17 protein-coding genes and 1 pseudogene are annotated in these 25,032 nt (G+C 40.9%); 14 read left to right on the plus strand and 4 right to left on the minus strand.

What is annotated here, in order from left to right; all coding sequences use genetic code 11:
- Positions 1-105: 105 nt before the first annotated feature.
- From ACQ86H_RS07460 to ACQ86H_RS07485, 6 genes and pseudogenes are all read left to right on the plus strand, one after another.
- Positions 106-339: a hypothetical protein gene (locus ACQ86H_RS07460; RefSeq protein ID WP_431294322.1), complete on the plus strand. Its 234-nt coding sequence runs from the start codon at positions 106-108 to the stop codon at positions 337-339.
- A gap of 40 nt (positions 340-379) precedes the next feature.
- Entirely contained in the window at positions 380-613 is a 234-nt protein-coding gene (locus ACQ86H_RS07465) for a hypothetical protein (RefSeq protein ID WP_431294323.1), read from the plus strand.
- Positions 614-705: 92 nt separating this feature from the next.
- Entirely contained in the window at positions 706-3,861 is a 3,156-nt protein-coding gene (locus ACQ86H_RS07470) for a hypothetical protein (protein WP_431294324.1), read from the plus strand.
- A 119-nt stretch (positions 3,862-3,980) separates the two neighbouring features.
- Positions 3,981-5,410 (plus strand): annotated as a pseudogene (locus ACQ86H_RS07475) (clostripain-related cysteine peptidase).
- A 2-nt stretch (positions 5,411-5,412) separates the two neighbouring features.
- Positions 5,413-5,718, plus strand: coding sequence for a hypothetical protein (locus ACQ86H_RS07480; protein WP_431294325.1), 306 nt, complete (start codon positions 5,413-5,415; stop codon positions 5,716-5,718).
- A 103-nt stretch (positions 5,719-5,821) separates the two neighbouring features.
- On the plus strand, positions 5,822-6,805 hold the full coding sequence (locus tag ACQ86H_RS07485) for a methyltransferase domain-containing protein (protein ID WP_431294326.1): 984 nt from the start codon (positions 5,822-5,824) through the stop codon (positions 6,803-6,805).
- Between the two features lie 78 nt (positions 6,806-6,883).
- On the opposite strand, the gene ACQ86H_RS07490 is transcribed toward ACQ86H_RS07485, so the two are convergent.
- Genes ACQ86H_RS07490 through ACQ86H_RS07505 form a run of 4 tightly spaced genes read right to left on the minus strand, consistent with a single transcriptional unit; the run spans position 6,884 to position 10,782 of the window.
- Positions 6,884-7,897, minus strand: coding sequence for a phytanoyl-CoA dioxygenase family protein (locus tag ACQ86H_RS07490; RefSeq protein ID WP_431294327.1), 1,014 nt, complete (start codon positions 7,895-7,897; stop codon positions 6,884-6,886).
- Between the two features lie 2 nt (positions 7,898-7,899).
- A complete protein-coding gene (locus ACQ86H_RS07495; RefSeq protein WP_431294328.1) occupies positions 7,900-9,096 on the minus strand; it encodes an aspartyl/asparaginyl beta-hydroxylase domain-containing protein in 1,197 nt (398 codons plus the stop codon).
- The gene (locus tag ACQ86H_RS07500; RefSeq protein ID WP_431295357.1) at positions 9,080-9,991 is read right to left on the minus strand and encodes a carbamoyltransferase C-terminal domain-containing protein; all 912 of its coding nucleotides are present in this window, start codon (positions 9,989-9,991) and stop codon (positions 9,080-9,082) included. Before ACQ86H_RS07500 ends, ACQ86H_RS07495 begins: the two co-directional genes overlap by 17 nt.
- Entirely contained in the window at positions 9,880-10,782 is a 903-nt protein-coding gene (locus ACQ86H_RS07505; RefSeq protein WP_431294329.1) for a carbamoyltransferase N-terminal domain-containing protein, read from the minus strand. Before ACQ86H_RS07505 ends, ACQ86H_RS07500 begins: the two co-directional genes overlap by 112 nt.
- 260 nt (positions 10,783-11,042) lie before the next feature.
- Between ACQ86H_RS07505 and ACQ86H_RS07510 the strand changes: the two genes are divergently transcribed.
- From ACQ86H_RS07510 to ACQ86H_RS07545, 8 genes are all read left to right on the plus strand, one after another.
- The gene (locus ACQ86H_RS07510; RefSeq protein WP_168202484.1) at positions 11,043-11,699 is read left to right on the plus strand and encodes a Fe2+-dependent dioxygenase; all 657 of its coding nucleotides are present in this window, start codon (positions 11,043-11,045) and stop codon (positions 11,697-11,699) included.
- A 9-nt stretch (positions 11,700-11,708) separates the two neighbouring features.
- Positions 11,709-12,833: an ABC transporter substrate-binding protein gene (locus tag ACQ86H_RS07515; protein WP_431294330.1), complete on the plus strand. Its 1,125-nt coding sequence runs from the start codon at positions 11,709-11,711 to the stop codon at positions 12,831-12,833.
- Position 12,834: 1 nt separating this feature from the next.
- Positions 12,835-13,773, plus strand: a complete 939-nt coding sequence (locus ACQ86H_RS07520) for a formyltransferase family protein (RefSeq protein WP_431294331.1) — start codon at positions 12,835-12,837, stop codon at positions 13,771-13,773.
- A gap of 6 nt (positions 13,774-13,779) precedes the next feature.
- Positions 13,780-14,388 carry a phage tail protein gene (locus ACQ86H_RS07525; RefSeq protein ID WP_138818014.1) on the plus strand — a complete coding sequence of 203 codons (609 nt, stop codon included), beginning with the start codon at positions 13,780-13,782 and terminating at the stop codon, positions 14,386-14,388.
- Positions 14,389-14,412: 24 nt separating this feature from the next.
- Positions 14,413-15,030 carry a phage tail protein gene (locus ACQ86H_RS07530; RefSeq protein ID WP_431294332.1) on the plus strand — a complete coding sequence of 206 codons (618 nt, stop codon included), beginning with the start codon at positions 14,413-14,415 and terminating at the stop codon, positions 15,028-15,030.
- A gap of 31 nt (positions 15,031-15,061) precedes the next feature.
- Positions 15,062-15,682, plus strand: coding sequence for a phage tail protein (locus ACQ86H_RS07535; RefSeq protein WP_431294333.1), 621 nt, complete (start codon positions 15,062-15,064; stop codon positions 15,680-15,682).
- 105 nt (positions 15,683-15,787) lie between these two features.
- The gene (locus ACQ86H_RS07540; RefSeq protein WP_431294334.1) at positions 15,788-24,118 is read left to right on the plus strand and encodes an MBG domain-containing protein; all 8,331 of its coding nucleotides are present in this window, start codon (positions 15,788-15,790) and stop codon (positions 24,116-24,118) included.
- Positions 24,054-24,914: a PorP/SprF family type IX secretion system membrane protein gene (locus ACQ86H_RS07545; protein ID WP_431294335.1), complete on the plus strand. Its 861-nt coding sequence runs from the start codon at positions 24,054-24,056 to the stop codon at positions 24,912-24,914. Before ACQ86H_RS07540 ends, ACQ86H_RS07545 begins: the two co-directional genes overlap by 65 nt.
- Positions 24,915-25,032 lie beyond the last annotated feature (118 nt).

Genomic DNA, 25,032 nt, shown 5'->3' on the forward strand with positions numbered 1-25,032 from the left:
CTAAATAACCTTATTATAACCAAAAGTGGAGACCAGAGACCACAGCGCAAACGGGGCATCATCCGAAAAGCCAAAAGAGTAGGAAATTAAGAAATTTTTTAAAAAATGAGTGAAATGAGTCTTCAATTGGGCGTACAGTTCCAATTACTTAAAACTAATTTAGTAGCAGTTTATGAAAAAAATGGGAACGATTCTTCTTTTCTTTTAGTTCCAGCAAAGTTGGACGATGTGGGTAGTACCACCTTAAGCGATATGCTGAAAGATTTGCAGGAGGCCTTTGGTAACCAAGTAAATCAAAAAGATCGAAGATGGCCTAGAGTCGTTAAATACTGGAAATAAACCCGAATCTAAGTTTAAGTTAGAAGATCTTAAGTTTAGCTTGAAAACCGCTTATATCTACAAAAAAGGAGCCGAAAAAGAGTATGCCTTTGCCATTGAAGTGGACTTGGGAGGAGCTATTCCTGATCTAGGCTTTGTAAAGGTAGAGAAATTAGCCTTCAAAATCTGGAATACTAAAAGAAATCAAATCTTACAGCAACTGAATCTAGATACCATTGAAAATTTGGTTAAGAAACTTGATGCACCTGAAAAACAATTGGCCCAAGCGGGATAACGAGCTGATACGATTTTAAAATCATTAGTATCAGCTAAGTTGATCTATTTTCTGTTAAGCACAGCCGCTAGATTATAATTTTTGATTTCAAAATGAGTAACCACACCAACTTCGCTTTTTCGGCTACCGGGAAGATTTTTGAGTTAGATGCGTCAATAGCCATTATTGTAAATGATAATAAAAAATTGATTTTCGGAGAGCTCGATACTAGTCGAGCTGAAATCAAAGATTTATTAAATAACAATGAATTAGGCGTTAATGGACTGTCTAGCCAATTTACGCTGTTTAATAACTTACCCGGGACTTTTAAAGCACAGGTGCTTAAATCTGCCGATATCTGGTCTGTGGTTATTCTGTATAATAAAAATATATCAGGTGGTAAAGCTTCGCTTTATGCCAATGTGGTTGTGCTTGCGGATGTTAAACAGTTGGCTTTAAGCATAGATACCGCTTTTTTTCAGGATGGAAATGTATTAGAGCAGTTCATTTACGACACAATGACTTTTTTTAGTATAAAAAAAGTAGCATTAATTGTTAGAAACAAAGCCTCTCTTGCCATTAACCAATATTTAAACCGAAGCGCATCAGATTATTTTCCCGAGATGGTCTTGTCAGATCGCTATGGTAATCACCAATTGGTTGCCAACTCATTATTTGATTTGAAAAATAGTGAAAGTGCATTTGGAAAGGGGCTTTATCAATTAACTGGTCTGGATCATATCGATCTGATTATAGGAGCAGCGCTGAACACTTCAAAATTTGAAGCGATGCTCATCAGCGCCGATATCAAAAAGGATGGTTATGAGATTGAAAATTTATATTTCGGGATTAAAAAGGATAATGGTTTCTACTTAGAGGCAGGAGGAAAGCTCAATTTTCCTTTAAAAGAAGATGTGCTAACCTTTGTTCTTGCTGGAAACCTCTCCGTCTCCTCATTTACCTTGTCTGCTTCTTCAAACTATAGGATACCATTAAACACCAAGATCAGCCTGAGCGATTTAGGCTTGATGATTGGCGTAGGGGCCACAGGGCTTACTTTTGGGATGACTGGTCGGGTAACGACCAATAATATTTCCATTTTTGCTGGGTTTATTGTAAGCCAGGCCAATATTGGATTAATTACGGCGGCAATCACCTCTACCAAGGGAAGGACTTCCTTAAAGGACATTATTGTAGATATTGCGGAAGTTGATTTTCCTGGCATAGAATTTCTTGATGTGGTGGCTTTAGCCGATTTTGAAATTAATAATGCTAAAATGCCCCAATGGGAGTATCCATCTTATACGGACAAGGCCAATAAAGCGGAAATCTTGAAGAACTTTAATTCAAGCCTGCCCACTGAACTCGCCATACCTGACGCAGAAAATCTTCAGGTTTCTGCGTTGGGAGCCAGCCGACAATCCATCTTTACCGATACTTCAACCATGCGGCATTACCGTGTCGACTCATCCGGAGCCATTTCTTTAAACTGCCAGTTGTTTATATGTTCCCAGCCTACCAAAATAGGAAACTATCAGATGAATGTCGGTTTTTTTCTGTGCGGCACCATCGAAATCTTTAATGTAAAAGCCAGAGGGCTTTTTCTTATAGAGCCTGGTAATGCTATCCTGACATTGATTGAAATTTCAAAAATTGAAATCAAGGGAATATTTGAATTGACAAGATCCCGAAAGGCTATGCCTATGGAACCCGTACAAGGAGGTTTGGCTGGCGCTTTAATAAAGGCAGATGCTCAAGGCCCTGTACTGTATTTAAACATCAACCGTGCATCAAAAAAACTCGAATTCTATTTAAGTGCTTATGTTAATATCTTAAATATCTTTCAATTAGATGCCTTGATTCTTCTTAAAGACAGAAAGGTATACATTGATCTTGAACTGCAATATGTTGGCTTTAAAATTTTATTTCATTTGGATGGAAACTATGCAGATTTTTCGAGCAGTGGGTTTAGTTCACGTTTGGTATTCGATACCAGTGGATTTATCAAACTTTTGGAAGAAGCGCAGAATGCTGTGCGTGATGCGGCCAGGAGCGTTCAAAACTCTATAGAAAATGCAAACCGGAAATTGACCGAAGCGCAACAGCAGATTTTAAATTTGAGTAACACGATCAATGAATATAACGATTACATCCGGGGTTATATTGATAGAAGAGAAGATGCTTCCTGGTGGCGCTTGGATGATAAAATTTATTATTCAGCTCAGATTTTATATTATGAAACCTTAAAGGTGGGTGTTAATGTGGCTATTGGCGTAGCCTATGGTGCTTTGGAAATAGCAAAGGCCGCACTAACCCTTGGAGGAAAGGTCGCATCAGGAGCCTTAGAGGCAGTAGCTAATATATTAAGCGCCATTACCAGGTTACTTTGGATCAAATCTTTCGTATTAAGTATGGAATTTACATCTAATGCCAAGAAAATAGAAGCGGAACTTGAGTTAACTGTTTTTGGAAATGATATCAAGTTAAAAGGTTCGTTAGATGTGGATAAAGCAATGAATGATATTAGTGCTTTGATCACCGGTTTTGTAAAGGATAAATTATCTGCTAAAACGAAGGAAGTGACCTCAAATATCAATAACGGTATTTTTAGAACTTTAAGTTCAGAAACGGATTATAATTTATTAACGCCTAAGTTGCAAAGCATTGCGCAAAATAAAAAAGACTATTACGACTTGCTGGAATTTCATGAAATGATAGAAGATTTCTTGTTCGAATCGAATAAGAAATACCTGGATGAATATGAAAAGCAACCTGATGATTGGCAACAAAACATTTGCGAAATAGAAGAGGTGAAACTCAAAAATGAAGTGATACAGCGCCAATGTGTAGAAGCCTTTGATGATGAGTTTGTAAGTTCATTGGATGAGGTGATTACATTGGTACGCGATAACCAGGCCAGGGCCAACATTTCAAGTGAAATGGACCAGCAGATGACCGATCTCTTAGGCCTTGTTAGGGAAATTAACGATCAGAAAACAGTTGCAAGAAGTTTAAGAAACGAAAGGCGTTCGTTGTTTTTAAGAGTGGATAATGTTATTGAAAACAATAATGAAGTTAAAAGATCATTTAAGGCCAACAGCGATTTTAATATAGATCAAGCCAATGAGAATTATGCAGATGGATTATCAGAATTGTTAAAGAAAACATTCCCGGATAATACGAATGAATATGGTGAGGAATTTAAAGATGCTGTGGCCGCAGCCATTTATCAATTTAGAAATCCTCCACAAGTTAATCCAAGAAGATAATGGGCTTCATTAGAAAAAGTCGCCATTTACTATTAACATTGGCTGTACTCATATTTTACGCTAGTACAAGCCATGCTCAAAACCTGGAGCCTAAACGCCGTTTTGTACTGCTGATCTATATGAATGGCTCAGACCTGGAAAGCAAACATCAGTTGGCGAGTGAAGACATTAATGAAATTACTCATTCCTATAAAAACGTTGATGATAATTTTGCAACAGTGATTTTGCATGGCGGGACTAAAAAATGGCATCTTTCTGCGCCGATTTCCAGTGATAGCCTTACCTATAGCAAGGTTACTAAAGACGGTTTTGAAAAAGTAAAAGTTACGGCAAACAAAAGTATAGGAAACCCATCAACCCTGGTTGATTTTATCACTTATAGTAAAAAGAACTTTCCAGCAGAAAGATACGGCTTGATTTTTGGAATCACGGAAGAGGCAGTGTACACGGTTTTGGATATGATGAATTATTTCCTGAAGATATTTCCCTGTCGCTGCATGAAATGGGAGAGGCTTTTGCTGATTTGAAACGTAGCCAGAATGATTTGAACCTAGATTTTATAGGTTTTGATGCCTGTTTAATGGCAACCATTGAAACCGCCACTGTACTGGCACCCTATGCTGAATACATGGTGGCCTCACAAGAGCTCGAACCTGGCAACGGTTGGAATTATCAATATATCATCAGCTCCTTATCTACCAATCCAAACCTAAAAACAGCTCAGCTTCTGGAGGGAATTGCAAAATCGTATATTGATACTTATTCGTCTCAACCTTATCTCCAGGCAACATTGTCTGTAATAGCGCTTAATAAAGTAGATGCTTTAAATATAAGTGTAGGAAAATTAATCAGTAACATTTCTGCAAATCTAAATTCAACGTACCCCGCAAAGGAAGCTTTTAAACAGAAGTCAAATTACCGGGCCAAGTCCAAATCATTCGGATTACCATCTTTTTCGTTCGCGGCTGAAGATATGATTGATATTTTTAGCTTTTTTAAGCTAGCAGCTAAGAGTACAGACACATTGTTTAGTGATTTCGAGAAAAAGATGCGGGATGCAGTTTTATTCAATGTTTATTCAAAAAATTTAGATAAAGATGCCATTTCGGGGCTTTCGGTATATTTCCCTTATTACAATAGAAAAACGGCTAGTCAATTAAAGGATTATTTGAAAACGCCTTTCAATATAGCGTTCGAAAAATTTATCGAAAATTATGTAGCTGAATTAATTGGTGGCGGTGCTGATAGCGTTTTTGTTAGTGATTCGGGAAGAAAGTTAAACGCTGCCATGTTGGTTAACACCAATAAGATTTACTTAAATATCAGAAAATTAACAGGAGATAATACGCTGCTGTCGTATGGATTGGATGCCTATGATACAAATGTTGATCACCGTGGATATATTACCTTGTATGGGGGAATAAAAAATGGGATTCCAGGTGGATCAGCATTAACGGTATCAATGTTTGTGTATTTATGGGACTTTCCAATCAATCAGGTGTATCTTACAATATACCTGTGCTTTGGAATGGAAAACAAGCAGAACTGATTATGAAATATTTTAATGTTGATGGGGAAAATCTAGCTAAAGTGATCGGATTTCGTGAGATTTCTGCTGATGGTATTACCGATAAGATTAAAGACCTGCAAGCTCATGATGAAATTGTTTTTCTGGGTCAAAATGCCCTGGATGAATCTATGAGTATTGAATTGGGTAAACTTACTATTATTGATCCCTCCGCTTTAGACATTAAACTTTTAACGCTGCCAAAAGGAAATTATCAGGTAGGATTTTGTATGGTTGATTTCTACGGAAATAAACACTATACCAAATTCGAAGATTATATAATAAATTAAAATGCCGTAATACGCTCAAATAAATTAATAATTAAGGATCGATCTGAGCTAAATTTAACCTTTTAGTTTGGTATTAAACTTTTAGCATTAGGTATAAATATACATGGAATTAACGACTCAACAACGCAACGAAAGCATTTCTGAAGCAACTAATGCCTTACTTTTTGAAGAGGACTATTTGCATATTAAAAATGCGATAGATCAGCTCCACTTGCTTTTTGCTGGCGTAACTGGAGTGAAGGCAGGCAATATTACAGATAAAGATATCAAATTAACTTATGGCACTGCGGTGTCAACTATTAAAGCTGCGCATTGTCTTAAAGAGCTAGAGCGCACACGTAGATTTATCAGAGGTATTAATCAGGCAGTTAATCATTTATTAAATACAATGCCCGGACATACAATTAATATATTGTATGCCGGTTGTGGTCCTTACGCTGCATTGTTAACACCTTTAACGTCCAAATTTACCTCGGCGCAGATCAATTTCATTTTATTGGATATCAATACAGATTCGTTGGATGCGGCAAAAATGCTCTATGAGCGATTAGGCCTGTCAGACTATGTGATCGACTATGTTTGCACTGATGCTACTACTTATAAATTTCCTGATACTATCCGTATTGATATGGCAATTTCTGAAACCATGTTAAATGCTTTACGGAAAGAGCCTCAATTGGCCATTATGAACAATTTAATTCCGCAAATGCATTCAGAGGCTATTTTTATTCCGGAAAACATAATCGTTGAAGCAATATTAACCCGGTGGGAAGAAGAATACAACCATTTTGTAATACCAGACTACCAGCCAAAAAGGATAAAAGCAGGACTGGTGTATAGTACCAGTCGGGAATTCCTGCTTCCGCAGCCAGTGGTTTTACAGGTACCTGCTTCTGAAACCCATAACCGGCTTGATTTATTTACCGAAATAACCATATTTGGTAAAGAGGTATTGACAACTTATAATTGCAGTCTGACGATGCCATTAGCTGTGTGTAAATTAGAAAACCACAAGAAGGATGTGGCGGTAACATTTGAATATGTAATGTCTGATAAACCTGGCTTCACTTATGAATTAGGACTATAGCGGATACAATTGTCTGCTGAAGAGTGAACCCAGGTTGATAAATCAGTTCCGTTGTCAAGAGGTATTACATTATTATCATCACAACCAGTGTTTTTGATGAGATAAATCAGCAGGCTGATAATTTATATATTGCACAAACCGGGGTTTTGATGAAGTATTTGGACGGCTGCCATGAGGTAAAGCCTGATGCCAGATAATAAAATCTCCTGCCTGGGCAGCAATAGGTAAACTGCCAAGCGCATGCAGGTTTTCTGTTCTTGGATTGGCGCCATCAGGAAGGGAGTGGAGCCAATCCGATATGCGATTATGAAATCCCGGAACCAGGGTAAAGGCACCCTGATTAGGTGCTGTATCAGCAAGGTACAGTAAACCCTGAAGGTTAAATGGAATAGGAAGGTCGAGGCTGCAATCCCAGTGTAAATCAGGCCCGGGAAATTTCCATTTATCACTCTCTGGAGGATTAAAACCTACACGGTCTGTTGTTACCCAGATATCGGTACGCTGCCACAGCTGTTCATAAGCCATCCTGATCTTTTCTGATTGCCTGTTTTTTTGCAATAATGGGTGCTGAAACAACTGTACCATAATACCCTGCCTTGAATGATGTAATCCATACCAGGTGTCAGCATCATCCAGTTTTATATCCAGGAAATCACAAATAACATCGATAGTTGCCTGGCAATCTTCTTTAGAAATAACGTTTCTAAGAATAAGATAGCCATTTTCTGTCCAAAATGCCATTTCTTCATCACTAAGCGCTGGTGGTATAGGCTGGCTAGGCGTTTGAATTTCATCAAACAAGCGATTAAATTTACGGATCTGCTCACCTGTCGGGGTACCTGAAGTAAGCAAGATCCAGTGTTCGAATTCTTCAAATGCAGGAGCATACTGAAAAACATAAGTGAGCGTTTGTTCAAGACCAAGCCCAAGTACACTCAGTAATGTTTTATCCAGCTGCCATTCTTTTTTCCACAGTTCTTCATCTAGCAGGTTCGCTCTTCTAAGCATTACCTTGCCCCAAAAACGCTTTATATGCATGAGGCCCAAAGGGCTGAGTTCTGTCGATTGTGGTAAAGTAAAATCTGATGTCATCTTTATTCCTGTGCTGTATGGTTGATATACATATTTTGTTTACATGTCCAGTTCATCATTTGCGGGAAAGACAGACTACCTTCCTGACCTGAAGGATAGGCCATTCCGTTCCATTGCAATAAAGGAACGCCGAAAAAATCGCCCTGGGTAAAGTTATCCACAAGGCTTTGTCCTCCACCTTTATATCCTTTATCATGGAATACGATATGAGGATCAATATCCAAATGTACAGCTGCAGCATACGACCAGGCTATAGCCATCATCTCGCCACCGTTGTTGAGGTCGTTGCTTGGTAGTGAATCGCTCATATCCATGCGTATTTCAGCCGGCATACAGGCCAGGTGTCCGGCTTCATGTAAAATATCGCCCGGGTACAATAGTTTTTCCGTATCTACAATCAATACCCCGCCTCTAAGTTTAAGGCCCGGCAAAAACGTTTCTTCAGTTATGGGTTCCAATTGATAGTGTAAACCAATTTCGGAAATAAAATTTAGCAGTCTGGCAGTCAATTGATTCGTATTCAGTTCCTTTTCCATTTGATCGGCCAGATGATTTGAATGTATTGTGTTTGCCATTCTCAGGCTTTCAATCACTTGCTGTGCGGTTTCGGGGTCTTTTTTTAAAAAAACTGTTTTTTTTATACCTGAAGTAATCAGTTTGGTAAGCCAATCATTTACCTTACAGTCTATGACCAGGTGTACCCTGTCAGCAGTGCCATTGTTTGCTACACAATGTTTTATGTTCGCATTAATGTACCAGCAGTCGCCTTCGTTCATCATAATGCGCTCTTCATCTACATAAAACTCAACACCTGGATTAGTGAATATGGGCACATGCAAACGTGCTTCCCCATGTTCAAAGGCCAGTTCAATATCTCTGTGTGCTTTAATGACCGATCCTGCGCGAAGATTTAACAGCCGCACAGAAAGTTTTTCACACTCCAGTTTCTCTAAAAAGTGGCTGGTTTCAGGTAGTTTATTTAATAACGCTGTATTTTCAAAATGTTTGTGGTTAAAAAGATCCGCAAAAGGATTGTCACTGTTTCCACCAGGCGTACGCAAAGGTAAAACATGCCAGTTACCTACATAATCGGCAGTGTTGTAGTGCGGCATCCAATTATTGCCGGTTAATAAACCGTTCAATTCGTTCCGTAGCGAATGAATGTCAATGTTGAGGTTTAATTTAGAGAAGCAAATCATGGTTCTTACAAATTATGAAATTATTTAATGTCAATACATCTATTGCGCCGGATAAAAAAAGTGATAAAGCTTCGGCAGGTGTTTCCACTATGGGCATCCCTTTACGATTGAGGGACGTGTTTAATAAAACGCCAATACCTGTTTTTGCTTCAAAATCACCAATGAGCTGATAGAAATCAGGATTGAAAGCATTGGTTACGGTCTGTACCCTGCAGGTACCGTCTTGATGAACAATACCATCAAGCTGATTTTTCCATTCAGGTTTTATCTCATCAATCAATATCATGTATGGGCTTTCCCAGCCATGTATAAAGTATTTTTGTACATCATCAATTCTCACCGACGGAGCAAAAGGCCTGAAATCTTCCCTGAATTTGATTTTACTGTTAATGTGGTTTTTTATACCATTAATACGCGGATCGGCCAATATACTCCGATGCCCTAATGCTCTAGGTCCGAATTCGGCTCCACCCTGAAACCAGCCTACCACTTTGCCACGCGCAAGTTCGGCAGCTGTAAGTGAAACAAAATCTGGCGTTTGTTTGATCAAAAATGCTGGATTATCACTAATTCCGGCATTTGCTATGGCTCGTTCTACCTCATCATTGGAGTATTCGCGTCCGAAAAAAATGTTGTCAGGAATAGCCGATTTGGGTTGGCCCAGGATCTTGTGCCAGCCATAATAGGCACAGCCAATGGCCAGTCCGTTGTCTCCTGCTGCGGGTTGGGTGTATAAATTTTTTACAATACCCAAACGGCGTAATTTATAATTGGCCACAGCATTTAATGCCACTCCACCGGCATAAGCAACATTGGCATGCGGCTGAAGTTTAGATCGTTCCTGAAAGAGATAAATAATTGCCTTTTCAGTTTCGTCCTGTACCCAGCGCGCAATATCGGCATAGTGGGTAAAATCTTTTTAAAAGCATCATATCCTGATGACGGCTTGTTGAAATACAAGTTAACATTTTCATAAATTACTTCAATTAACCCAGCCTCTAGCTTAAATAGTGGTGGTTTCCCCTTCAAAATACCGTAGGGCGCCAAACCCATCAGCTTTCCAACATCATTCAGATTGCCAAAACAATAACGACTGGCTGCATCATAAAGTCCGCCAATGGAATGATAATTGGTTGGTAATTTTAATGAAGCCGTGTTCTGATATAACTTAAGCTCAGAAAAATCTTTAAATAGTGGAGTCAAATCCTTTCCGTCGAAATAGTAAAAACTGTCTTTTTCGCAATACATGCCACTACTGAATAAATAGGATGGAACCAACGCACCTTTTAGATCATGGCATTGATTTTGAGGGCTACCCGCACCATCAACAACCATTACGTTACATTCTTTGAACGGAGACATGCCTACTGCGCTCCAGGCATGTGCCAGATGGTGAGACAGGGTGATCACAGGCGTTTGAATATGCTTATTGAAATACCGCCGTCCGGCATATTGGCTTGGTGAGATCTTATCTTCAAAGTTTGAGGCTTGCACAATTAATGTTAAATCACTGGCCTCAATCCCTGCAAAATCAAGGCAATATCGGACAGTATCAAAATCATTACCTCCGTCATGCTTTATCCTGCTAAGCCTTTCCTTTTCAATAGCCACTATGATCTTGCCGTTTTTTAACAAAACTGTTGATCCATCGTGTGATAAGCCTGTTCCCAGAATATAGGTGTCCATTGGTACTTATTATTATTAAATGTGGGAAATCCCGGCATAAACATATAAAGAATTTGAAATGATTTTGAGATTTGTGTCTATTAAAGTAGATGATCAATTTAATAAAGTTGTTGATTTATGTCAAATTATTTTTACGTATGTGACATCGAAATATAAAAAGTTCTTGATAGATTTACACTTGTCTAACCAAAGCACTCTTAATGAACTCTCAATCCGCAAACATATATGCGAAAAATAATTGTATTTTAAATGATACATATTTGCATATTCCAAATTTACTTAGTGAAGCTGAAGTTAATGATATCCGTTTTCTTTTTAAATCCGGAGCATTTGATGACGGTAGGTTAACCGCATACAGTGCTGCAAAAGAAGTAAAAAGCAATTTACAGCTTAATCAGCAAACACAGGAGCATGCTGCCATTCAACAAAATATTTTAGCTGCACTCAACCGCAATGCTTTATTCAGAAATGCGGTCTTACCACACAGTATTCACCCCTTTGTTATTAGTAATTATAAGCCTGGTATGCATTACGGCTGGCATGTGGATAGTCCGGTTATGGGCAATATGATTCGCACTGATGTGGCCCTAACCATTTTTCTGAATGATCCAGAAGAATATGATGGAGGTGAACTGGAACTCCAGACTGCGAATGGCAATATATTATATAAGCTAAATAAAGGAGATGCCATTTGCTATCCATGTACCCAGGTTCATCGCGTACGGGAAGTTACCCGTGGCGAGCGAAACGTTGCGGTAAGCTGGGTGCAGTCACTGGTTAAAGAAACAGTATACAGAAAAATGTTATTTGAAATTTTCCAGATCACAGAAAATCTCCGTAGCAAAGCACTGGTTGAAGAAGAATATCTTGTATTACAGCAACACTATAGTAATCTTTTGAGAATGTGGGCAAATTAATCAGAATCAATGGCAATTAAAAAATTAACGGTGGGCGTTTTGCTTCCCAATTCAAGTATCCTTCCTATGGCTAAGCACTTTAGCACAGGGTTAAAAAATGGACTTAAGGAGCTAAACCAGGAGCTTGAGTTAGAAATTGTGCCTGAATTTATCGGACAAGGTTCCCGTGAACTGGCTGAGGCTGCTATTACCAAATTGGTTGGTTTTGATGATGCTGACGTAATTACCGGTATAGTTTCCAATAAAGTAGGTATTGATCTTTCAGAAAAGATAGCAAATATTAAAAGGCCGTTCATCATGAATAACATAGGCGAGCATTTACCAGATCCTGAAAAGTTTAACGATTACATGTTTCTTAATTCCATTCATACCTGGCAGCAGTTATGGTCTATTGGCCAATGGGGAGTTCAAACTTTTGGTAAAAAAGGAATGTATGTATCTGGTTTGTACGACTGCGGGTATTCATTTCAAAGCATGTTAAGTGCTGGTATGGAATCGGCAACTGACGGGGTAACTATGCCATTTGCTATTGCGCCGACACCAAATCCCAAAGAAACAGGTGATATTGCCGCTGTATTTGAACATATACACATCTACAAACCTGATTTTATTCTAGCTACTTTTTGCGGAAAAGAAGCTGAAATTTTCTTAACACAATATGTAGTGCAGGGCTTGCATAAAACAACCCCGCTAATTGGTTTGCCGTTTTTGCTGGAGCCGTTTACAACAGCGGAGCCAGTAGAGGTTTATACTACATTATCATTAAACCGTGAACTAAAACAGGATCAGCTTGATGAGGTAAGTCAGGTAATGGCAAATCCTTTTACGCAGTTTGGCTTTGAAACAGGTTTGCTAATTGCTCAGGCGGTTAAAGGCCAGAGTGGAAAATCTTTACAAAAAGCCATTGCCGAAGCAGCCATTGAAACAGCACGTGGACGTGTTGAAATTGCACCAGAATTTAATGCCTTGCAAAGCAGGGTTTACCTGGTTAAAAATACTTTCAATGGTATTAAAAGAGAAATATCCAGGCAGCTGATAGGTGAACTGGAGACGATTGATATTAATCATGAAGATGTACAGCGTATCAACAGCCAAACATCTTCATTTTGGATGAACCCTTATCTTGGTATATAGTATGAAAATAGCGGTTATTTGCAATTCAGATTCGCTCGCATTCCCAACCGTCCAGGCATTAGCTGCGCAGGGGCTTTTAGGTGGTGTGGCTATGCTGAAGCGAAGCAACAAAATATTGCTGGGGCCGCTGCTGGCTATGGGTTTGTCTGTTGATCAGGTATTGCAGTTGAATAAAATATCGTGGCAACGGGAAATGCAACAGTGGTTAACAGCATCAGATGTAGATGCGGTTTGGGTATTCGGTTTTCCCTGGGTAATTCCTGATGATATGCTTCAAATGGTACGTAATGGTTATTACAACTTTCATTTTGGTGAATTACCGAAGTATAGCGGAGCTGATCCTATATTCTGGCAACTTAGAAACAATGAACGCTTTGCAAGCCTGACTGTACATCAAATGACGGCAGATATAGATGCAGGCCCGGTTTTGTGGTCAAAGCAACTACCCATTATAAAAGGTGAAAATTATGGGTTGCTTTGCCAGCGTTTAGGGTTTATGGCTGTAGATGCAATACCTGCCCTGGTGAATAACAGTAGCCATCTGCCTGTTAAAAATGAAAATACTGAAGATAAGGCTAGGTATGAAAAAAGACCTGATCATCAGGAGCTTGCGATCAATTGGAAGCAGCACTCTGCAGATGAAATAGAGTGTCTGATCAATGCTGCGAATCCAAAATATGACGGCGCTACAGCCTGGATTAAAGATACAGAAGTACGCATACTGGAAGGATCACCAGCGGAAATTCAGTTACCGGAAGGGGCGAAGCCAGAACCCGGCACTATAGTTTATGCTGATACACTCTATGGATTGATTGTAGCATGTCGTGAAAATCGTTTTTTAAAGATCAATATTTTGCACATGCGCGAAGGCTATTTTTCAGGAGGTAAGCTCTTTCAGATGGGCATACAAGCAGGAGAAAAATTTATAAACCTAAATTAATATTATATGGAAGGAACAATTGCTGAAGTCCGGATTTTTGCCGGCGATTTTGCGCCTAGAAACTGGGCGTTTTGCCAGGGCCAGTTGTTAAACGTGAACACTAACCAGGCAGTTTTTGCCATAGTGGGTACTTTGTACGGTGGTGACGGGCGCTCCACTTTCGGGTTGCCAGATTTGCGCAGCAGAACAGTAGTAGGTGTAGGTGCAGGTGCGGGCTTGTCCGTTTATACACCAGGAGAAAAAGTAGGGGTAGAAGCGGTACCGCTTACTGTAAATCAAATACCTGCGCATACGCATACCGCCGCAGTTACTCCTGGTACGGGTAATGGTATAGGTAATGCTACATTTTATGGAAATCCTAACGGAGGTACACAAGATAACGGGCTAAATGCTTTTGTCAGCAAGGACGGATCCACCCAAATGGCCAGTTTCGCTACTGGCGGTACTTTGAGTGCCTTAAATAATAGCTCTTTAGAGGTCACAAATGTTAACATTCCCAATCCGACTGTTGCATTACAACCCGCAGGAGTCGGTGTTGGGCATAATAACATCATGCCAAGCATTGCACTCAATTACATTATCTGTATACAAGGATATTTTCCATCAAGAAATTAATTACTAAATCTCAATAAAATAATTATGGAAGGAACAGTTGGCGAAATCCGTGCATTTGCAGGCAATTTCGCACCAAGAACCTGGATGTTTTGCCAAGGGCAACAAATGTCCTTATCTCAATATCAAGTTTTATATGCAATTATCGGCACCATTTATGGTGGAGACGGCGTGAACACTTTCAATTTACCCAACATTGCCAGTCGCATAGTAGTAGGAGCGGGTCAAGGCGCTGGCCTGAGCGCTTATCCATTAGGGCAGGTAAACGGACAGGAAAATCATACGCTGACTTCATCAGAGCTGCCAGCCCATACGCATCAAATTACCCCTACTTACAGTACAACTGCAGCATCAGTAAATATTTCATTAAATGCAGTCGCTTCTTCTGGTGCTGAAAATAGTCCGGTAGGTAATTATTTGGCGCAAGACTCATCGGGTACTGACAATGTTTATGCAAATCCAGCTAATTCTCCAAATCTGGTTAACCTTAATAGTAATGCTGCACAGCTTAGTAATCTCTCACCGCCAATACCAGGTGTAACCATCGGTGTAGCAGGTAGTAGCTTGCCGCACAACAATATACAGCCAGTACTGGCAGTAAACTACATCATTTGTATAGAAGGACTTTTCCCTTCAAGAAACTAAATAAATTGATTCACACTAAATCTTATCAAAAATGGAAGGAACTATAGGAGAGGTAAGGATGTTCGCAGGAACGTTTGCACCGATGAGCTGGTCAATTTGTGGCGGGCAAACTTTAGGAATACGTACCTATACTGCATTATATGCTATAATTGGTATTAATTATGGTGGCGATGGTACAACCACATTTAAATTACCTGATTTACAGGGAAGGACTATTGTAGGTGCAGGTCAGGGGCCTGGACTTTCAGCATATAACATAGGTGACTCAGACGGCACAGAATCAGTAACAATCGGTCTGCCGGAAATGTCGGCTCATATACATGGTTTAACATATATACCTGCGGCAGGTACAGCAACTGTAACCGTTAAAGCATCTGCTGATCAATACGATGAGCCCAGCCCTACAGGCAATCTTTTAGGTGCGCCAAGTGGATTGGGGGAAATGCTATATGGCGTACCGCAAGCGCCGGCACAACAAGCGCCAATGGCTAATGGTACGCTGAGTATACAAAGTGTAAGCGGACCGCAGTTAACCAGTCTGGCTATAGCAACTTCTGGCTCAACAGCACCTGCCGTCCATGAGAACAGGCAACCTTCAATGGCACTTAATTATGTGATTTGTATAGAAGGACTTTTTCCTGCAAGAGACTAAAAACCCAGCTTATCCACAATCATTTATTAGTATAACCGGTAAACTTCAATCCCGGTTATACCTTTATTTCTACCGCAAGTATTGAAGATTTAGAAAAGTAATTATATGAGAAAATTTTACAAAAAAGTATTTCATTTTTTATTCATTATCCCGGTGCTTTTAATCAATGTATTAAGTGCCAGGGCCGCTTTATCTAAAGGGGATCTTGCGGTGATTGGAATGAATAGTGACGTAGATGCCGGAACAACTATACGTAGTTTTGCGGTCGTGGCGCTTAATAATATTGCTGCGAATGAGGTGATTTATATTACCGACCGAGGGTGGGTAAATGCCTATGGCTCAACTGCAGGACATTTTGTAGGTGCAATAACAACACCACAACCATCAATTGTTACAACCAATGAGGGAACTTTGCAATGGCAGCCTTCAGTAACGATACCAGCAGGTACAGTGATTATCTTCAAGATTGACTTAGCTACCAGGACCGCATCAGGCCTAAAAGGGGATGGTAGTGTGCTTCCAGCTGCAGATTTTTCAATACTCCCGGGCACATGGACCAATACTACTCTTTCTGCCAATCCATGGCCTTCTGCAACGGGTGATCAGTTAATCATCTACCAGGGAAGTGAAAGCAATCCTTCATTTATCTTTGCGTTTAATAATATCAGATTAAATGCTACTAATGTTTCGAACGGATGGCATACAAATCCCACCAGTGCTGAGCCCGTTAATCAACTTCAGGCTTATAGCGAATTGCCATCTGACCTAGGTACAACTTATTCTACTGCCTTTTTTACGAATACAGCTAATTCACGTTATCCCAATGAAAAATATAATCCTAGCTTATCAAGTGGGTCAAAAGCTACAATTTTAGCGGATATTACCAATACGGCTAACTGGGTTAATCCGTCTACATCTGGCACAGCGTATAACTTTAGTCTGGGCTTTGGCTCTACTAATATAAAACAATTTAACCTGGGCAGCTCAACAGCGCCAACAGTCACTGCCGCCAAGATCAGCATTAGCGGCGCAAGTGGCACAGGTGGTGCATTCAAGATAGGAGATGTTGCAACCGCAACCTGGGACAATACAGCCAGCGGAGATAACAATTCAGGTATCACAGCAGTAACTGTTGACTTTAGTCAGTTTGGAGGCGGTGCTGCAGTTTCAGCTACCAACAGTAGCGGCACTTGGACAGCCACTTATACGATCACACCCGGTGCTATTGATGCCACAGGCAGAAATATTTCAATAACCGCAACAAATTCAGTCGGGCCTACAACTACGGCCGATGACGCTAATGCTACCGTGGATAACCAGGCACCAACAGTTACCGATGCGAGGATCAGCATCAGCGGCGCTAGCGGAACAGGTGGCGTTTTTAAGATTGGTGATCTGGTAGCAGCTACCTGGAACAATACTGGAGGAGGCGATAATAATACGGATGTCATCTCGACCGTTACTGTTGATTTCAGCCAGTTTGGCGGCGGAAACGCCGTTGCTGCCGCGAACAGCAGTGGTACCTGGACTGCTTTCTATACCATTACGGCTGGTAATATCAATCGTGTAATCAATAGAAATTTGGCAGTAACCGCTACGGACAATGCCGGAAACAATACCACCACAACTGATGGTACCAATGCTACTGTTGATAATCAGGCACCGGCTACACCGGTTGTTGTTGCGCCTGCAAATTCATCAAGCACTAGTTCTACGACCCCAACCTATACAGGCACAGCCGAACTAAACAGTATCGTTACAGTATACGTAGATAATACATCTATAGGTACTACTACAACTGATGGGAGTGGTAACTGGAGTAAAGTACAATCGCCGGCACTCACTTATGCTTCACATAGCGTAGAAGCAACGGCAACTGATGCCGCTGGTAATGTAAGTATAGCCAGCAACAGCAATACTTTTACAGTATTTGCTGCTAACCAGGCGCCTGTAGTTACCACATCAGGAGGAATCACTTCATTTTTAGGGTCACAAATTGTTGTAGATAATGGGTTAACGATTTCTGACACGGATAATACTACGCTCGCCAGTGCAACAGTAACAATTACAGGAAATTTTCAAACTGCACAGGATGTTTTAGCTTTTACCAATACCGGCAGTGCTATTTATGGAAATATTATGGGCAGCTATACCGCCGGAAGCGGTACATTAACGTTAACTTCGGCTGGTGCTACCGCTACATTAGCGCAATGGCAATCGGCTTTGAGGGCAGTTACTTACAATAACACAGCAAGTTCACCTAATACAACAAGCAGGACTATCTCCTTTATCGTGAGTGATGGGCCAAATAATAGTAATGCCGCTACTAAAACATTAACTGTAACTAATCAGGTTTCGGTGATATCAATTGTTCGTGCGGCTTCAAATCCAACTAATTCCACTTCGATAAGTTATACCATTACTTTTGATAAAGCGGTAACCGGTATTAACACTTTTAATTTCTCTGTAACCACGGCTGGTATTACCAGTGCCGGTGTATCATCCGTTTCGGGCTCAGGCACTACTTATACAGTTACTTTGAACACAGGCACAGGCTCCGGAACGATCACTTTAAATCTGGCTAATTCAGCAGGTATTTCTCCTGGTGTGGGTACAACATTACCCTATATAGGAGAAACCTATAACATTGATAAAACTACACCATCAGTTTCATCGGTAGCTGTTCCAGCTAATGGTACTTACACTAATGCTCAAAATCTTGATTTTACAGTTAATTTTTCGGAAGCTGTTACAGTTGACGTCACAGGTGGTATACCATATATAGCTGTCACTCTAAATACAGGTGGCACCGTACGTGCAAATTATATTTCGGGAAGCGGTACCTCTTCACTTTCATATCGATATACAGTTGCGAGCACCGATAGAGATTTGGATGGTATTGCTTTAGGAGGGTTAAATATTAATGGAGCTACTATCAGAGACGCAGTAGGTAATAATGCAAATACAACTTTAAACAATGTGGGCAGTACCGCCGGTGTACTGGTCGATGGAACTCCAAACACTTCCCAAACCATTACATTCAATACATTGCCAACAAAAATTTATGGCGATGCAGATTTTGACCCGGGAGCTACAAGTGATAATTCAGGCATTCCGGTTACATATACCAGTAGCAATACCAATGTGGCAACCATTGTGAATGGTAAAATCCACATCATTGCTGTAGGTACATCAACAATTACTGCCAGTCAGGCAGGAGATGCAACACATAGTGCAGCGACAGATGTGCAGCAGGCGTTAACAGTAGACAAGAAAACCATTATGGTAACCGCGGCAGCGAAAAGCAAAACTTATGGTGATGCTGATCCTGCACTGACTTATACCTTTGCTCCTTCACTGGTAGGAACAGATGCTTTCAGCGGAACATTGACCAGATTACCTGGCGAGAATGTGGGAACTTATGCCATCAACCAGGGTACACTAGCTCTAAGCAGCAATTATAGCTTAACCTATGTTGGTGCTGATTTAACAATCAGTGCAAAAACAGTTACGGTAACAGCGGCAGCGAAAAGCAAAACTTATGGAGATGCTGATCCTGCACTGACTTATATTTTTGCTCCGGCATTGGTAGGAACAGATGCTTTCAGCGGAACATTGACCAGATTACCTGGCGAGAATGTGGGAACTTATGCCATCAACCAGGGTACACTAGCTCTAAGCAGCAATTATAGCTTAACCTATGTTGGTGCTGATTTAACAATCAGTGCAAAAACAGTTACGGTAACAGCGGCAGTGAAAAGCAAAACTTATGGTGATGCTGATCCTGCACTGACTTATACCTTTGCTCCGGCATTGGTAACAGGTGATAGTTTCAGCGGAACATTGACCAGATCACCTGGCGAAAATGTGGGTACTTATGCCATCAACCAAGGTACACTAGCCTTGAACGGCAATTATACCTTAACTTATATTGGTACTGATTTAACGATCGGAGCAAAAACAGTTACGGTAACGGCCGCAGCGAAAAGCAAAACTTATGGAGATGCCGATCCTGTACTGACTTATACCTTTGCTCCGGCATTGGTAGGAACAGATACTTTCAGCGGAATATTGACCAGATCACCTGGCGAGAATGTGGGAACTTATGCCATCAACCAGGGTACACTAGCTCTAAGCAGCAATTATAGCTTAACCTATGTTGGTGCTGATTTAACAATCAGTGCAAAAACAGTTACGGTAACAGCGGCAGCGAAAAGCAAAACTTATGGAGATGCTGATCCTGCACTGACTTATATTTTTGCTCCGGCATTGGTAGGAACAGATACTTTCAGCGGAACTTTGACCAGATTGCCTGGAGAAAACGTAGGTACTTATGCGATCAATCAAGGTACACTGGCCTTGAACGGCAATTATACCTTAACTTATGTTGGTGCTGATTTAACAATCAGTGCAAAAACGGTAACGGTAACAGCGGCAGCGAAAAGCAAAACTTATGGAGATGCTGATCCTGCACTAACTTATACTTTTGCTCCGGCATTGGTAACAGGTGACAGTTTCAGCGGAAGTCTGACCAGATCACCTGGAGAAAATGTAGGTACGTATGCCATCAACCAGGGCACACTGGCCTTGAACGGCAATTATACCTTAGCTTATGTTGGTGCTGATTTAACGATCGGAGCAAAAACGGTAACGGTAACAGCGGCAGCGAAAAGCAAAACTTATGGAGATGCTGATCCTGCACTGACTTATACCTTTGCTCCGGCATTGGTAACAGGTGACAGTTTCAGCGGAACATTGACCAGATTACCTGGCGAGAATGTGGGAACTTATGCCATCAACCAGGGTACACTAGCTCTAAGCAGCAATTATAGCTTAACCTATGTTGGTGCTGATTTAACAATCAGTGCAAAAACAGTTACGGTAACAGCGGCAGTGAAAAGCAAAACTTATGGAGATGCTGATCCTGCACTGACTTATACCTTTGCTCCGGCATTGGTAACGGGTGACAGTTTTAGCGGAAGTCTGACCAGGTTACCTGGCGAGAATGTAGGAACTTATGCCATCAACCAGGGTACATTAGCCTTGAACAGCAATTATACCTTGACTTATGTTGGTGCTGATTTAACAATCGGAGCAAAAACAGTTACGGTAACGGCCGCAGCAAAAAGCAAAACCTACGGCGATGCTGATCCTGCACTGACTTATACCTTTGCTCCGGCATTGTTAACAGGTGACAGTTTCAGCGGAAGTTTGACCAGGTTATCTGGCGAGAACGTGGGTACTTATGCGATCAATCAAGGTACATTGGCCTTGAACAGCAATTATACCTTAACCTATGTTGGTGCTGATTTAACAATCGGAGCAAAAACAGTTACGGTAACGGCCGCAGCAAAAAGCAAAACCTACGGCGATGCTGATCCTGCACTGACTTATACCTTTGCTCCGGCATTGGTAACAGGTGACAGTTTCAGCGGAAGTTTGACCAGGTTATCTGGCGAGAACGTGGGTACTTATGCGATCAATCAAGGTACATTGGCCTTGAACAGCAATTATACCTTAACCTATGTTGGTACTGATTTAACGATCGGAGCAAAAACAGTTACGGTAACGGCCACAGCGAAAAGCAAAACTTATGGAGATGCCGATCCTGTACTAACTTATACCTTTGCTCCGGCATTGGTAGGAACAGATACTTTCAGCGGAACATTGACCAGATCACCTGGCGAAAACGTGGGTACTTATGCCATCAACCAAGGTACATTAGCCCTGAACGGCAATTATAGCTTAACTTATGTTGGTGCTGATTTAACGATCGGAGCAAAAACAGTTACGGTAGCGGCCGCAACGAAAAGCAAAACTTATGGAGATGCTGATCCTGTACTGACTTATACTTTTGCTCCGGCATTGGTAGGAACAGATACTTTCAGCGGAACTTTGACCAGATTGACTGGAGAAAACGTAGGTACTTATGCGATCAATCAAGGTACACTGGCCTTGAACGGCAATTATACCTTAACTTATGTTGGTGCTGATTTAACAATCGGTGCAAAAACGGTAACGGTAACAGCGGCAGCGAAAAGCAAAACTTATGGAGATGCTGATCCTGCACTGACTTATACTTTTGCTCCGGCATTGGTGGGCACAGATGCTTTCAGCGGAACATTGACCCGATCACCTGGCGAAAATGTGGGTACCTATGCGATCAACCAGGGAACATTAGCCTTGAACAGCAATTATACCTTAACTTATGTTGGTGCTGATTTAACAATCAGTGCAAAAACGGTAACGGTAACAGCGGCAGCGAAAAGCAAAACTTATGGAGATGCTGATCCTGCACTGACTTATACTTTTGCTCCGGCATTGGTAACAGGTGACAGTTTCAGCGGAACATTGACCAGATCACCTGGCGAAAACGTGGGTACTTATGCGATCAACCAGGGTACATTAGCCTTGAACAGCAATTATACCTTGACTTATGTTGGTGCTGATTTAACAATCAGTGCAAAAACGGTAACGGTAACTGCGGCAGCGAAAAGCAAAACTTATGGCGATGCTGATCCTGCATTGACTTATACCTCTGCACCTTCATTGGTAACAGGTGACAGTTTCAGCGGAACATTGACCAGATTAACTGGCGAGAATGTGGGAACTTATGCAATTAACCAGGGTACACTAGCTTTAAGCAGCAATTATACCTTAACCTATGTTGGCGCTAATTTAACGATCGGTGCAAAAACGGTAACGGTAACTGCGGCAGCGAAAAGCAAAACCTACGGCGATGCTGATCCTGCACTGACTTATACCTTTGCTCCTTCATTAGTAGGGACAGATACTTTCAGCGGAACATTGACCAGATTAACTGGCGAGAATGTGGGAACTTATGCCATCAACCAGGGTACACTATCTTTAAGCAGCAATTATACCTTGACTTATGTTGGTGCTGATTTAACAATCGGTGCAAAAACAGTTACGGTAACCGCCGCAGCGAAAAGCAAAACTTATGGTGATGCTGATCCTGCACTGACCTATACCTTTGCTCCGGCATTGGTAACGGGTGACAGTTTCACAGGAAGTCTTACCAGGTTACCTGGCGAAAATGTGGGCACTTATGCGATCAACCAGGGCACACTGGCCTTGAACAGCAATTATAGCTTAACTTATGTTGGTGCTGATTTAACAATCGGTGCAAAAACGGTAACGGTAACAGCAGCAGCGAAAAGCAAAACCTATGGCGATGCTGATCCTGCATTGACTTATACCTTTGCTCCGGCATTGGTGGGCACAGATGCTTTCAGCGGAAGTTTGACCAGATCACCTGGCGAAAATGTGGGCACTTATGCCATCAACCAGGGTACATTAGCCCTGAACGGCAATTATAGCTTAACTTATGTTGGTGCTGATTTAACGATCGGAGCAAAAACGGTAACGGTAACAGCGGCAGCAAAAAGCAAAACCTACGGCGATGCTGATCCTGCACTAACTTATACTTTTGCTCCTTCACTGGTAGGAACAGATGCTTTCAGCGGAACATTGACCAGATCACCTGGCGAAAATGTGGGTACTTATGCCATCAACCAGGGTACATTAGCCTTGAACGGCAATTATACCTTAACCTATGTTGGTGCTAACCTGACCATTACTAAATCTGCACTTACTGTTACGGCAACCAATGCAGTAATGTGCCAGTCAGACGGTTTCCCAACGTTTGGCGTAACTTATACTGGTTTTAAAGCAGGTGATACTGAAAATTCATTGAGCACAAAACCAACTGTCAGTACTACTGCCAATAGAAATGTAGCAGGCAATTATGTATTGGTACCGTCTGGTGGTGTGTCAAACAATTACAGTTTTGTATATGTAAACGGTACGTTAACAATCAATGCAGTTCCATTGGTAAGTATTGTAAGCAATAAAGGCACTGAAATTAGTAAGGGTGAAACAACGGTATTAACTGCCAGTGGAGGCACAGCTTATAGCTGGTCTACAGCAAGCGGCATTGTCAGCGGACAGAATACCGCATCCCTCAGCGTTCGTCCGGCACAAACTACAACTTATACGGTTCGTGTAACCAATGCCAGCGGTTGCGTTAGCTCCGCGTCGATCACAATTAAGATAAATGAGGACTATAAGTTGGTTGCGAATAATATCTTAACCCCAAATGGAGACGGTATAAATGATACCTGGATTGTACAGAACATTGATATGTATCCAAATAACGAAGTTCGGATATTTGATCGCAACGGCAGGGAAATGTACAGCAAAAAATCGTATGATAACAGCTGGAATGGAACTATCGGAGGAAACGATCTTGCGGAAGGAACTTATTATTACATCATTACTTATGGCCCAAATAAATTGGTTCAAAAGGATTTATCACGATTATCAGAAACCGCTAAGAAAAATGAAAAGGATGAAAACAATAATATTAATACTGGCTACTCTTATCGGTGTTTCAAAGGTAAAAGCTCAGACTAATCCATTATTAAATCAATATTTTAACAACACTTATCTTGCTAACCCGGCCATGGCAGGGTTGGCAGGAGGTGCAACTGCAGACCTGACCTTCCGTTCACAATGGAATAATATTCCCGGTGCACCTATGGTACAAAACCTGAGTGCCACTTACGGATGGGAAAGAGTAGGGGTAGGATTAAACATGAATCTGGATAAAGCCGGTTTACAAAGGCAAACGAGAATTCTGGCAAGTTATGCCTATCATCTTCCGCTTAATGAATCTGCAAAATTGCATTTTGGTTTGTCTGCTGGTTTTATGAATCAGCGGGTGGATATGCAAGACCTTATAGGAAATCCAAATGACCCACAGGTTGGCACCTATAACAGCGACCACAGGACGTATTTCGACGGTGATTTTGGAGTTGGACTAACCTCAAAGCGCTTTAATGCAGATTTTGCATTAGTGAACCTTAAAAATTATTTTAATAGAGACAACTTAAAACTAATTAATACCCCTGCTGTATATGCATCTGCAGGTTACAGAATTGATATTGGAGAAAGCTTGTTTCAACCTAAAGTAGCTTACCGTTCTTTTACGGGAATCGCTGATATTGTTGATATCGGCGGACAACTTGGAGTTGCCAATCAACAGTTATTATTTACAGCCATGTATCATACCAGTAAGGCTGCAAGTTTTGGTGTTGGGTTGCATTATAAGAAAAAATATATGATTAATGCCGCGTATACCACACAAACTGGTAATTTAAGTGGTTACACGGCAGGAAACTTTGAGATTAACCTCGGTATCAATTGGTAGCTTTAATGAATATCTGGACAGATAACTATTGAATATACTTTTTGCTTAATTTAATTAAAAACAAAAAATGCTGACCATTATATTGGTACAGCAGTATTTTAGTAGTTAAATAATGACA

It is taken from the genome of Pedobacter sp. P26 (genome assembly GCF_050632135.1).
Taxonomy (GTDB): Bacteria; Bacteroidota; Bacteroidia; order Sphingobacteriales; family Sphingobacteriaceae; genus Pedobacter.